The organism is Aneurinibacillus sp. XH2, assembly GCF_001439585.2.
GTDB lineage: Bacteria > Bacillota > Bacilli > Aneurinibacillales > Aneurinibacillaceae > Aneurinibacillus > Aneurinibacillus thermoaerophilus.
In genome coordinates, this window is sequence record NZ_CP014140.1 from 3506591 (window position 1) to 3516901 (window position 10311).

Sequence of the window (10311 nt, forward strand, 5' to 3'; positions counted from 1 at the left end):
TACCCCTCCATACGTCAGTGAATTCACAGCCAAATACTTCGTCACCTATATTACTTTTACTTAATAAACCCTTTGTAATGGCGTTTCACAAGCTGGCTTTCAATTTGCTTCATCGTATCCAGCGCGACCCCGATAACAATCAACAGCGCTGTGCCGCCGATCTGAACCGAAGCCGGCAACCCGCTCAGCTTCGTAAAGAAGATGGGCAGAATGGATACGGCTGCCAAAAAGATTGCTCCTGCCAAAGTAATTCGGTTTAGCGTTCTCGTAATATATTGGGCTGTCTCATTTCCTGGACGTATGCCTGGGATGTATCCGCCGTTCTTTTTCATGTTGTCAGCCATCTGCGTTGGATTAACCTGCACAAACACGTAGAAATACGTGAACCCGATGATCAGCAGTACATACAGCACCATGCCGATCCAATTCTGCGAGCTAAACGTCTGGATGTTAAACGTTTGAATCACCCAGTTGGAAACAGGATGCCCTGGCCAGAATTGAGCAATCGTAGGCGGAAAGATAATCAATGACAGAGCAAAGATTACAGGAATTACTCCAGCACTGTTTACTTTTAACGGGATGTGGGTGGATTGACCACCGTACATTTTTCTGCCGACTACGCGTTTTGCATACTGCACGGGAACTTTGCGCGCTCCCTGCTGGATGAAAACTATTCCCACGATAACGAGAATAACAGCCAGCAGAATTAATAACACTTTAACAACATTTAAAAACATTTGATCCTCAGCGCCAATAAACTCTGAGGCATAGATTTGTTTTACACCGTTCGGAATTCCAGCTACGATACCCGCAAAAATAATAATGGAAATGCCGTTTCCGATGCCCTTCTCGGTGATTTGTTCACCTAGCCACATAAGAAAGGCTGTACCGGCAGTCAGTACGAGCGCAATTAGCGCATATGTCGTAAAAGAAGGGTCTATCACGAGGCCCGGTATCATCCGGTTAAATCCGATAGAAAGCCCAACCGCTTGAATCAATCCGAGAATGATCGTCAAATAGCGGGTAACCTGGGCAATCTTGCGCCGCCCGATATCTCCTTCTTTTGACCACTGAGTGAATGTCGGAACAACATCCATCGACAACAGCTGCATGATAATCGAGGCGGTAATATACGGCATAATCCCCATCGCAAAAATGGAGAAGTTCTGTAAGGCACCACCCGTGAATGTGTTAAAGAATCCGAAGACGCTGCTTTGATTTGACAGCTGTTCTAGTACCGAAACATTAATGTTCGGCACTGGAACAAAGCTGCCAATCCGAAAGACGACAAGCATCAAAAGGGTAAACATCACCTTTCGACGCAAGTCGGCAATCTTAAAAATGTTGGTGATCATGGAGAACATTAGATCACCTCGGCTTTTCCGCCGAGAGCCTCAATTTTCTCAACCGCAGATTGAGAAAATTTCTGAGCTTGAACCGTCAGCTTAACGTTAAGTTCTCCATCCCCTAAAATCTTAACGCCATCGCGTGTATGTTTGATAATCCCTGTTTCGAGAAGCAGTTCCGGTGTTACAACTGTACCTTCTTCAAACTTGTTCAGTTTTTCGAGGTTAATTACAGCGTACACTTTGCGGTTCGGATTTGTGAAACCGCGTTTTGGCAGACGACGATACAGCGGATTTTGACCACCCTCGAAGCCAGGACGTACGCCGCCGCCCGAACGAGCGTTTTGTCCCTTATGTCCGCGACCAGCTGTTTTTCCGTTGCCAGAACCGATACCACGACCTACACGCTTACGAGTGTGACGGGAACCTTCAGCAGGTTTGATCTCATGTAATTTCATTGTCGCACCTCCTCCTTGTGTCAAATTTTTTATTACTCAGCGATTTCCTTAACTTCAACCATGTGCTTTACTTTTTCCACCATGCCGCGCATCGCTGCGTTATCCGGTTTGATTACTGTTTGGTGGATTTTACGAAGTCCAAGAGCCGCAACCGTAGCTTTTTGATTTTGCGTACGACCAATCAGACTTCTTTTGAGGGTAATTTGCAGTTTTGCCATGTTTAAGTCCCTCCTAACCTAAAAGCTCTTCCGGAGTTTTTCCGCGGAGCTTTGCAACCTGCTCAACAGTTTTCAGACGGCTTAAACCTTCCAATGTTGCATGTACCATGTTAATCGGGTTGTTAGAACCCAAAGATTTGCTCAATACGTCACCTACACCGGCAAGTTCGAGTACCGCACGAACCGGACCGCCGGCGATAACTCCAGTACCTTCCGCAGCAGGCTTCATGAATACGCGGCCTGCGCCAAAACGTCCATTTACTTCATGAGGAAGTGTAGTTCCTACAAGCGGAACTTTGATCAAATTTTTCTTTGCATCTTCGATGGCTTTGCGGATCGCGTCCGGCACCTCTTGAGCTTTACCCATTCCAGCGCCTACATGTCCGTTCTTATCGCCAACGACTACTAAAGCGCTGAAGCTGAAACGACGTCCGCCTTTTACAACTTTCGCAACGCGGTTAATGGCGACAACTTTCTCTTCCAGCTCCAGGTTAGAAGCGTCAATACGCATGAAGTTCCCTCCTTGTGTAAGGATTTTCGTTCAATTAGAATTGCAGGCCGGCTTCGCGCGCAGCGTCTGCAAGAGTTTTTACACGCCCATGATACAAATATCCGCCACGGTCAAATACAACTTCTTTGATACCTTTTTCAAGACCGCGCTTTGCAATCAGTTCGCCGACTTTTGCAGCGGCTTCCTGGTTGCCGCCATGAGTAATTTTATCTTTCAGCTCAGGATCAAGCGTAGAAGCGGAAGCCAACGTTACGCCTGCTACGTCGTCAATCAATTGAGCATACATGTGCTTGGAAGAACGGTATACATTCAAGCGAGGAGCTTGTGCCGTACCAGAAACTTTCTTACGCACACGCAGATGTCTTTTCTTCCGTGCTTTATTTTTGTCTTGTTTCGAAATCACGTCAATTTCACTCCTTTCTTACATACGCCTTAGCGATTACTTCTTACCAGTCTTACCTTCTTTACGACGTACGTGTTCACCCTGATAACGAATACCTTTGCCTTTGTAAGGTTCAGGTTTGCGCACGGCACGAATTTCGGCAGCAACCTGGCCTACGCGCTCTTTATCGATACCTTTTACGATGATTTGCGTTTGCGCCGGCACTTCGAATTCAATGCCTTCTTCCGGAGTGATTTCCACTGGATGAGAGTATCCAACATTCAATGTCAGGTTTTTGCCGCTCTTGGAAGCACGGTAACCTACACCAACCAGTTCCAGTGTTTTAGAAAATCCGTTCGTTACACCTTCCACCATGTTGGCGATAACGCTACGAGTCGTACCATGCAGTGCGCGGTGCATTTTATTATCAGAAGGACGCTCAACGATAATTTCGTTGCCTTCTACCTTTACTGTGATATCATCATGAAGCGTACGGGTCAGCGTACCCTTTGGGCCTTTAACAGTCAATGTCGTACCATCAAGTTTCACATCTACCCCCGCAGGAATAGCGACCGGTTTTTTACCAATACGGGACATTCGTTACACCTCCATTCGCTATCGAATGTATTACCAAATGTATGCTAATACTTCGCCGCCCACTTGCTGTTGACGAGCTTGTTTATCAGTCATAACGCCTTTAGAAGTAGAAAGAATCGCGATTCCAAGTCCTCCTAGAACGCGCGGAATCTCGCCTTTCTTCGCGTATACACGCAAGCCAGGCTTGCTGATGCGCTTCAGACCATTAATTACACGTTCGTTATTCGCGCCGTATTTCAGGAAAATACGAAGAATGCCTTGTTTGTTATCTTCTACATATTCAACATCACGGATAAATCCTTCTTCTTTCAGAAGGTTAGCGATTGCCAGCTTAATTTTGGAAGCAGGCACTTCTAACTTCTCGTGACGCACCATATTGGCATTGCGAATGCGAGTAAGCATATCTGCAATTGGATCTGTCATTACCATATGTTTAACCTCCTTCCCATCTTAAGGGATTACCAGCTTGCTTTCTTCACTCCAGGCAATTGGCCTTGGTATGCTAATTCGCGAATACAAATCCGGCACAGTTTAAATTTACGATACACGGAATGCGGACGACCGCAGCGTTCGCAACGTGTGTAGGCACGTACTTTAAACTTCGGCTTGCGCTTTTGCTTCGCGATCATTGATTTTTTAGCCACGTGCTTTCCTCCTTATCGTATAAAAATCCGAAACTACTTGGCGAAAGGAGCGCCCAATTGTGTCAACAGTTCGCGGCTTTCTTCGTCCGTTTTCGCTGTCGTTACGATTACGATATCCATTCCGCGGATTGCATCCACTTTATCGTACTCGATCTCAGGGAAAATCAATTGCTCTTTTAAACCGAGTGTGTAGTTTCCGCGTCCATCGAACGCTTTTGTGGAAATGCCTCGAAAATCACGCACGCGGGGAAGAGCAATGTTGAACAATTTATCCAAGAAGTGATACATACGCTCACCGCGCAATGTCACTTTGCATCCGATCGGCATACCTTCGCGAAGGCGGAAGCCTGCGATGGATTTTTTTGCACGAGTGATAACCGGTTTTTGACCCGCGATCGTCTCGAGGTCGCGAACCGCTCCGTCCAGAATTTTCGGGTTGGAAACAGCTTCACCCAGACCCATGTTGATAACAACTTTTTCAACTTTCGGCACCTGCATGACAGACTTATATCCGAACTTCTGCATCAGGGCCGGTGTGATTTTTTCCTTGTAAGCTTCTAATAATCTAGCAGCCATTTAAAAGACCTCCTTTCCGACCTGACTACTTAATCCAATACTTCGCCAGATTTTTTTGCAACGCGTACTTTCTTTCCGTCTACAATTTTATGACCGATACGAGTCGGCTCGCCAGTTTTCGGGTCAATAATCATTACGTTGGAAGCATGAATCGGAGCTTCCTGTGTAACGATACCGCCCTGAGGATTGCTAGCATTTGCACGCGTGTGCTTTTTCACCATGTTTACGCCCTCTACAAGCACACGGCCCGTTTTCGGGTAAGCTGCAAGAATACGTCCTTTTTTGCCTTTATCTTTACCGCTAATAACCATTACGTTATCACCGGTTTTTACGTGCATTTTTACTTTCCCGGACATGACGGCACCTCCTTATGTTTACTTAGCATGCCTCGTTCAGGTTTTACAGTACTTCAGGAGCCAGTGAAACGATTTTCATGAAGTCTTTGTCACGAAGTTCGCGGGCAACTGGTCCGAAGATACGTGTTCCACGCGGGCTCTTATCTTCACGCACGATAACTGCCGCGTTCTCATCAAAACGGATGTAAGAACCGTCGTTACGGCGAACGCCGCTCTTAGAACGCACGATTACGGCTTTTACTACATCGCCTTTCTTAACAACGCCACCTGGTGTTGCTTGTTTTACTGAGCAAACGATCACATCACCAATGTTAGCGAACTTACGACCAGAACCGCCCAGAACTTTAATGCACATTAATTCTTTCGCTCCGGAGTTATCGGCTACACGTAAACGAGTTTGAGTTTGAATCACGGAGAGTCCCTCCCTTCAGATGTTACTGAAACGTCCAAATGATTAGATAATAACGGCTTTCTCAACCACTTCAACCAGTCTCCAACGCTTGTCTTTAGACAGCGGACGGGTTTCCATGATTTTTACTAGATCGCCGATTTTTGCAGTATTTTGCTCATCATGAGCTTTGAATTTCTTGGAGTATTTCACGCGCTTTCCGTAAAGCGGATGCTTTTTGTATGTTTCGACAAGAACCACGATCGTTTTATCCATCTTGTCGGAAACAACTTTTCCAAGAACAACTTTACGCCCATTGCGTGTTTCTGCCATGTTTGCGACCTCCTCTCTTATTAGCTAATGCCTAATTCACGTTCGCGAAGGATAGTTTTTGCTCTCGCGATGTCTTTGCGTACCTGACGAATACGTGCAGTGTTATCCAGCTGACCAGTCGCTAATTGAAAACGGAGGTTGAAAAGTTCTTCCTTCAGGGAAGTTAACTTTTGTTCAATTTCGGCAGTGGTCAAATTACGAATTTCATTAGCTTTCATTTGCGTCACCACCCGTTTCTTCCCGTTTTACAAACTTGCATTTAATCGGAAGTTTGTGCATGGCCAGACGCATTGCTTCACGAGCTACCTCTTCGGACACACCAGCCAGCTCAAACATTACTTTTCCTGGTTTTACAACCGCTACCCAGTGTTCTACAGAACCTTTACCAGAACCCATCCGTACTTCCAACGGCTTCGCCGTGATCGGCTTATCTGGGAAGATTTTAATCCATACTTTACCGCCACGTTTAATATAACGAGTCATCGCACGACGAGCGGCCTCGATCTGACGGTTTGTAACCCAAGAAGCTTCCAAAGCTTGCAGACCGTATTCACCGAAAGTAACAGTTGTACCGCCTTTTGCTTGCCCTCTCAGGTTCGGACGGTGCTGTTTGCGGTGTTTTACGCGCTTAGGAATTAACATAATTATTGGCCTCCTTCCTCTTCAGTTCTCTTCTTCGCTTGAGGAAGAACTTCTCCACGATAAATCCATACTTTTACGCCGATTTTTCCGTACGTAGTATCAGCTTCAGCAGTACCATAGTCGATGTCAGCACGCAGTGTGTGCAGCGGAACCGTACCTTCGCTGTATCCTTCGGAACGAGCGATGTCTGCGCCGCCCAAACGGCCGCTTACCATCGTTTTGATTCCTTGAGCACCTGCGCGCATTGTGCGTTGCAGCGCTTGTTTTTGCGCACGACGGAAAGAAATACGGTTTTCCAACTGACGTGCAATGCTTTGTGCAACAAGCGTTGCATCCATATCAGGATTTTTGATTTCGTTGATGTTGATATGAACTTTCTTGCCAGTCAGGTTAGACAAAGCTTTGCGAAGCTTTTCTACTTCACTTCCGCCTTTCCCAATAACCATACCTGGCTTCGCAGTGTGGATAGTAACATTCAAACGGTTGGCAGCACGCTCAATTTCAATTGTAGAAACAGAAGCGTCTTTCAACTGGTCTTTAATATATTGACGGACCTTCAGGTCTTCATGTAACAGATCAGCATAATCTTTCTCCGCGAACCATTTAGACTCCCAGTCACGGATAATGCCAACCCGAAGTCCTACCGGGCTAACTTTTTGACCCACTCGCTATCCCTCCTTATTACTTCTTTTCAGACAGAATGACCGTTACGTGACTTGTGCGCTTGTTAATCCGGCTCGCACGACCCATTGCACGAGGACGGAAACGTTTCAGTGTCGGGCCTTCGTCTACGAAAATTTTGCTAATAACCAGATTGTTAGAGTCCATGTTCAGGTTGTGCTCCGCATTGGCAACAGCTGACATTAACACTTTTTCGATAACCGGAGAAGCAGCTTTCGGCGTATGCTTCAAGATAGCAATCGCTTCACCTACTTCTTTACCGCGAATTAAGTCAACTACCAGACGCATTTTACGAGGAGCAATGCGAACATAACGAGCTACCGCTTTCGCTTCCATGTGAGTAACCTCCTCTCTTCCTTCAACCTATAAGTTATTACCGCTTTGTCTTTTTGTCAGTATCTACGTGACCTTTGAAGGTACGTGTTGGAGCAAATTCTCCAAGCTTATGTCCGACCATATCCTCGGTTACATATACAGGCACATGTTTACGTCCATCGTACACTGCAAATGTATGACCAACGAATTCCGGGAAGATTGTGGAGCGACGAGACCAAGTTTTGATTACTTTCTTCTCGCCTTTTTCATTTTGCTCAATGACCTTTTTCATAAGATGATCATCAACAAAAGGTCCCTTTTTTAAGCTGCGTCCCATGAACGAACCTCCCTTCGTGATAGAAGTGCGGTGACCTGCGACCGCACCTTGCAAACAGCATTATTTTTTACGGCTACGAATAATATATTTATTAGAGTGCTTGTTTTTCTTACGAGTTTTCGCACCAAGAGTCGGTTTGCCCCAAGGAGTAAGCGGACCGCTACGGCCGATCGGAGCACGACCTTCACCACCACCGTGCGGATGGTCAACCGGGTTCATTACAGAACCGCGAACCGTTGGGCGCTTGCCTAACCAGCGGGAACGGCCAGCTTTACCGATATTGATAAGCTCATGATCAAGGTTACCAACCTGACCAATTGTCGCACGGCATTCTTTGCGAATCATGCGGGTTTCACCGGAAGTCAGGCGCACGATTGCATAATCACCGTCACGGCCCAGCAACTGCGCTTCAGCACCAGCAGAACGAACAAGCTGACCGCCCTTGCCTGCTTTCAATTCAATATTGTGGATAACCGTACCTACCGGGATTTTTTCCAAAGGCAACGCGTTACCGATTTTGATATCAGCATCCGGACCAGATTCGATGATCATGCCTACTTGCAAACCATGCGGTGCCAGGATATAACGCTTTTCACCATCAGCGTAGTTGATCAGCGCGATATTTGCAGAACGGTTCGGGTCGTACTCGATTGTAGCAACGCGGCCCGGAATACCATCTTTATTGCGTTTGAAGTCAATAATACGATACTTCTGCTTATGACCGCCACCATGATGACGAACTGTGATTTTACCTTGGTTGTTGCGACCGGCTTTTTTATGTTTCGGCGCAAGTAGAGATTTTTCCGGTTTGGAAGTTGTAATCTCTTCAAAAGTAGACACAGTCATTTGACGGCGACCAGGAGAAGTCGGTTTATACTTTTTGATTGCCATTTATTTTCCCTCCTTCGCTTACGTCGCTAGAATTATACACCTTCAAAAAAATCAAGCGATTTACTGTCTTCGCTCAGTTGGACAATCGCTTTTTTCCAGTCAGAACGTTTTCCAAAATATCTACCTACGCGCTTCGGCTTACCTTTAACACGCATTGTATTTACGCTCACAACTTTTACGTCGAAGATGCGTTGGATTGCATCTTTGATTTCTGTTTTGTTTGCACGTAAATCAACTTCGAATACGTATTTGTTGCTGGCCATCATGTCAGCAGTACGTTCGGTAATAACCGGGCGCTTGATAATATCGCGAGGATCTTTCATTATGCAAGCACCTCCTCAACTTTTGCGACTGCATCCTGCGTAATCAGCAACTTGTCATGATGCAAAACATCAAGAACGTTGATTCCGCTGGCAGAAACAAATTTTACTCCAGGGATGTTACGAGCGGACAGCGCGACGTTGTCATTGTATTCGCCAGTAACAACAAGAACTTTGTTATCTACTTTCAGATTTCCGAGCACTTTCACCATTTCTTTTGTTTTCGGTGCTTCAAAGCTCAGAGAATCCAATACTACGATTTCATCGTTTTTCACCTTGGAAGACAGTGCGGATTTCATTGCCAGACGACGAACCTTCTTAGGAAGTTTGTAAGCATAGCTGCGTGGCGTCGGTCCGAATACAGTACCACCGCCTACCCATTGTGGCGCGCGGATGCTACCTTGGCGAGCGCGTCCTGTCCCTTTTTGTCTCCACGGCTTGCGGCCACCACCGCTTACCGCGGAACGATTTTTTGTAGCGTGAGTGCCGGCGCGACGGGAAGCTTGTTGCATAATAACATAGTCAGCAAGCACCGCTTCGTTCGGTTCGATTCCGAATACAGCATCGGAAAGCTCGATTTCACCTACTTGTTTGCCAGCTTGATTAAAAAGAGTTACTTTAGGCATTGCGAGTCCTCCTTTCCTGATTATTTGCTGCCTTTCACGGCAGATTTTACAACTACGAAACTATTTTTAGCGCCCGGAATGGCACCTTTGATCAATAGTAGGTTGCGTTCTGCGTCAACAGATACAACTTCAAGATTTTGGATCGTAACTTTTTCTCCACCCATACGACCCGGCAGCGGTTTACCTTTTACTACACGGTTCGGAGCGATCGGACCCATCGAACCAGGACCACGATGGTAACGGGAACCGTGAGCCATCGGTCCGCGAGCTTGACCATGACGCTTGATAGAACCGGCAAACCCTTTCCCTTTGGAAGTACCGGTTACATCAACGATGTCTCCCTCTGCAAAAATATCAGCTTTAATTTCCTGACCAACTTCGTATTGGGACAAATCAACATTACGAAGTTCACGAACGAAGCGCTTAGGCGTTGTATTAGCTTTTGCTGCATGGCCTTTTTCCGGCTTGTTAGCACGAACTTCTTTCTTGTCAGCGAAGCCCAACTGGATCGCTTCATATCCATCAGTCGCTTGATCCTTCTTCTGCAAAACAACGCAAGGACCCGCTTCAACAACAGTTACCGGAACCACTACGCCATCAGCATTGAAAATTTGGGTCATCCCAATTTTTCTACCTAAGATTCCTTTGGTCATGGTAGCCACCTCCTATTGTGTAATCAAAAATCCATGT

Annotated in this window: 21 protein-coding genes; all 21 read right to left on the minus strand. The window is 46.2% G+C overall.

What is annotated here, in order from left to right; translation table 11 throughout:
* Nucleotides 1-56: 56 nt before the first annotated feature.
* The 21 genes from secY to rplC all read right to left on the minus strand — a co-directional run bounded on the left by secY (nucleotide 57) and on the right by rplC (nucleotide 10274).
* Nucleotides 57-1364, minus strand: a complete 1308-nt coding sequence (gene secY, locus ACH33_RS17560; protein WP_057900129.1) for a preprotein translocase subunit SecY — start codon at nucleotides 1362-1364, stop codon at nucleotides 57-59.
* A complete protein-coding gene (gene rplO, locus ACH33_RS17565) occupies nucleotides 1364-1804 on the minus strand; it encodes a 50S ribosomal protein L15 (RefSeq protein WP_057900130.1) in 441 nt (146 codons plus the stop codon). Before rplO ends, secY begins: the two co-directional genes overlap by 1 nt.
* A gap of 32 nt (nucleotides 1805-1836) precedes the next feature.
* Nucleotides 1837-2022 (minus strand): 50S ribosomal protein L30, encoded by a 186-nt coding sequence (gene rpmD / locus ACH33_RS17570; RefSeq protein ID WP_057900131.1) that lies wholly within the window; start codon nucleotides 2020-2022, stop codon nucleotides 1837-1839.
* Nucleotides 2023-2035: 13 nt separating this feature from the next.
* Nucleotides 2036-2533 (minus strand): 30S ribosomal protein S5, encoded by a 498-nt coding sequence (gene rpsE, locus ACH33_RS17575; protein ID WP_057900132.1) that lies wholly within the window; start codon nucleotides 2531-2533, stop codon nucleotides 2036-2038.
* Between the two features lie 34 nt (nucleotides 2534-2567).
* Nucleotides 2568-2936: a 50S ribosomal protein L18 gene (gene rplR, locus ACH33_RS17580; RefSeq protein ID WP_057900133.1), complete on the minus strand. Its 369-nt coding sequence runs from the start codon at nucleotides 2934-2936 to the stop codon at nucleotides 2568-2570.
* A 36-nt stretch (nucleotides 2937-2972) separates the two neighbouring features.
* Entirely contained in the window at nucleotides 2973-3512 is a 540-nt protein-coding gene (gene rplF / locus ACH33_RS17585; protein ID WP_057900134.1) for a 50S ribosomal protein L6, read from the minus strand.
* A gap of 30 nt (nucleotides 3513-3542) precedes the next feature.
* Nucleotides 3543-3941 (minus strand): 30S ribosomal protein S8, encoded by a 399-nt coding sequence (rpsH, locus tag ACH33_RS17590; protein WP_057900135.1) that lies wholly within the window; start codon nucleotides 3939-3941, stop codon nucleotides 3543-3545.
* 29 nt (nucleotides 3942-3970) lie between these two features.
* Nucleotides 3971-4156, minus strand: coding sequence for a type Z 30S ribosomal protein S14 (locus ACH33_RS17595; protein ID WP_057900136.1), 186 nt, complete (start codon nucleotides 4154-4156; stop codon nucleotides 3971-3973).
* A 33-nt stretch (nucleotides 4157-4189) separates the two neighbouring features.
* A complete protein-coding gene (rplE, locus tag ACH33_RS17600) occupies nucleotides 4190-4732 on the minus strand; it encodes a 50S ribosomal protein L5 (protein ID WP_057900137.1) in 543 nt (180 codons plus the stop codon).
* Between the two features lie 29 nt (nucleotides 4733-4761).
* Nucleotides 4762-5070: a 50S ribosomal protein L24 gene (rplX, locus tag ACH33_RS17605; protein WP_057900455.1), complete on the minus strand. Its 309-nt coding sequence runs from the start codon at nucleotides 5068-5070 to the stop codon at nucleotides 4762-4764.
* A gap of 61 nt (nucleotides 5071-5131) precedes the next feature.
* Nucleotides 5132-5500 carry a 50S ribosomal protein L14 gene (gene rplN, locus ACH33_RS17610; RefSeq protein ID WP_057900138.1) on the minus strand — a complete coding sequence of 123 codons (369 nt, stop codon included), beginning with the start codon at nucleotides 5498-5500 and terminating at the stop codon, nucleotides 5132-5134.
* Between the two features lie 42 nt (nucleotides 5501-5542).
* Complete coding sequence (gene rpsQ, locus ACH33_RS17615) at nucleotides 5543-5809, minus strand: 30S ribosomal protein S17 (protein WP_057900139.1); 267 nt, start codon at nucleotides 5807-5809, stop codon at nucleotides 5543-5545.
* A 20-nt stretch (nucleotides 5810-5829) separates the two neighbouring features.
* Nucleotides 5830-6027 carry a 50S ribosomal protein L29 gene (rpmC, locus tag ACH33_RS17620; protein WP_057900140.1) on the minus strand — a complete coding sequence of 66 codons (198 nt, stop codon included), beginning with the start codon at nucleotides 6025-6027 and terminating at the stop codon, nucleotides 5830-5832.
* Entirely contained in the window at nucleotides 6017-6451 is a 435-nt protein-coding gene (rplP, locus tag ACH33_RS17625) for a 50S ribosomal protein L16 (RefSeq protein ID WP_057900141.1), read from the minus strand. Before rplP ends, rpmC begins: the two co-directional genes overlap by 11 nt.
* A 2-nt stretch (nucleotides 6452-6453) precedes the next feature.
* Nucleotides 6454-7116 (minus strand): 30S ribosomal protein S3, encoded by a 663-nt coding sequence (rpsC, locus tag ACH33_RS17630; protein ID WP_057900142.1) that lies wholly within the window; start codon nucleotides 7114-7116, stop codon nucleotides 6454-6456.
* 16 nt (nucleotides 7117-7132) lie between these two features.
* Nucleotides 7133-7468: a 50S ribosomal protein L22 gene (gene rplV, locus ACH33_RS17635; RefSeq protein ID WP_057900143.1), complete on the minus strand. Its 336-nt coding sequence runs from the start codon at nucleotides 7466-7468 to the stop codon at nucleotides 7133-7135.
* A 37-nt stretch (nucleotides 7469-7505) separates the two neighbouring features.
* Nucleotides 7506-7784, minus strand: coding sequence for a 30S ribosomal protein S19 (rpsS, locus tag ACH33_RS17640; RefSeq protein ID WP_057900144.1), 279 nt, complete (start codon nucleotides 7782-7784; stop codon nucleotides 7506-7508).
* A gap of 60 nt (nucleotides 7785-7844) precedes the next feature.
* Complete coding sequence (gene rplB / locus ACH33_RS17645) at nucleotides 7845-8675, minus strand: 50S ribosomal protein L2 (protein WP_057900145.1); 831 nt, start codon at nucleotides 8673-8675, stop codon at nucleotides 7845-7847.
* A gap of 32 nt (nucleotides 8676-8707) precedes the next feature.
* On the minus strand, nucleotides 8708-8998 hold the full coding sequence (rplW, locus tag ACH33_RS17650) for a 50S ribosomal protein L23 (protein WP_057900146.1): 291 nt from the start codon (nucleotides 8996-8998) through the stop codon (nucleotides 8708-8710).
* Nucleotides 8998-9621 (minus strand): 50S ribosomal protein L4, encoded by a 624-nt coding sequence (gene rplD / locus ACH33_RS17655; protein ID WP_057900147.1) that lies wholly within the window; start codon nucleotides 9619-9621, stop codon nucleotides 8998-9000. The genes rplW and rplD overlap by 1 nt, the downstream gene beginning before the upstream one ends.
* A gap of 20 nt (nucleotides 9622-9641) precedes the next feature.
* A complete protein-coding gene (rplC, locus tag ACH33_RS17660; RefSeq protein ID WP_057900148.1) occupies nucleotides 9642-10274 on the minus strand; it encodes a 50S ribosomal protein L3 in 633 nt (210 codons plus the stop codon).
* Nucleotides 10275-10311 lie beyond the last annotated feature (37 nt).

What these genes read in the sequence shown, in the direction of transcription:
- rplE (WP_057900137.1), bottom strand. Translation starts at nt 4,732, where the DNA reads ATGGCTGCTAGATTATTAGAAGCTTACAAGGAAAAAATCACACCGGCC.
- secY (WP_057900129.1), bottom strand. Translation starts at nt 1,364, where the DNA reads ATGTTCTCCATGATCACCAACATTTTTAAGATTGCCGACTTGCGTCGA.
- rpmC (WP_057900140.1), bottom strand. Translation starts at nt 6,027, where the DNA reads ATGAAAGCTAATGAAATTCGTAATTTGACCACTGCCGAAATTGAACAA.
- rplD (WP_057900147.1), bottom strand. Translation starts at nt 9,621, where the DNA reads ATGCCTAAAGTAACTCTTTTTAATCAAGCTGGCAAACAAGTAGGTGAA.
- rplF (WP_057900134.1), bottom strand. Translation starts at nt 3,512, where the DNA reads ATGTCCCGTATTGGTAAAAAACCGGTCGCTATTCCTGCGGGGGTAGAT.
- rpsH (WP_057900135.1), bottom strand. Translation starts at nt 3,941, where the DNA reads ATGGTAATGACAGATCCAATTGCAGATATGCTTACTCGCATTCGCAAT.
- rplO (WP_057900130.1), bottom strand. Translation starts at nt 1,804, where the DNA reads ATGAAATTACATGAGATCAAACCTGCTGAAGGTTCCCGTCACACTCGT.
- rplW (WP_057900146.1), bottom strand. Translation starts at nt 8,998, where the DNA reads ATGAAAGATCCTCGCGATATTATCAAGCGCCCGGTTATTACCGAACGT.
- rplB (WP_057900145.1), bottom strand. Translation starts at nt 8,675, where the DNA reads ATGGCAATCAAAAAGTATAAACCGACTTCTCCTGGTCGCCGTCAAATG.
- rpsS (WP_057900144.1), bottom strand. Translation starts at nt 7,784, where the DNA reads ATGGGACGCAGCTTAAAAAAGGGACCTTTTGTTGATGATCATCTTATG.
- rpmD (WP_057900131.1), bottom strand. Translation starts at nt 2,022, where the DNA reads ATGGCAAAACTGCAAATTACCCTCAAAAGAAGTCTGATTGGTCGTACG.
- rplP (WP_057900141.1), bottom strand. Translation starts at nt 6,451, where the DNA reads ATGTTAATTCCTAAGCGCGTAAAACACCGCAAACAGCACCGTCCGAAC.
- rpsE (WP_057900132.1), bottom strand. Translation starts at nt 2,533, where the DNA reads ATGCGTATTGACGCTTCTAACCTGGAGCTGGAAGAGAAAGTTGTCGCC.
- rplC (WP_057900148.1), bottom strand. Translation starts at nt 10,274, where the DNA reads ATGACCAAAGGAATCTTAGGTAGAAAAATTGGGATGACCCAAATTTTC.
- rplV (WP_057900143.1), bottom strand. Translation starts at nt 7,468, where the DNA reads ATGGAAGCGAAAGCGGTAGCTCGTTATGTTCGCATTGCTCCTCGTAAA.
- rpsQ (WP_057900139.1), bottom strand. Translation starts at nt 5,809, where the DNA reads ATGGCAGAAACACGCAATGGGCGTAAAGTTGTTCTTGGAAAAGTTGTT.
- rplX (WP_057900455.1), bottom strand. Translation starts at nt 5,070, where the DNA reads ATGCACGTAAAAACCGGTGATAACGTAATGGTTATTAGCGGTAAAGAT.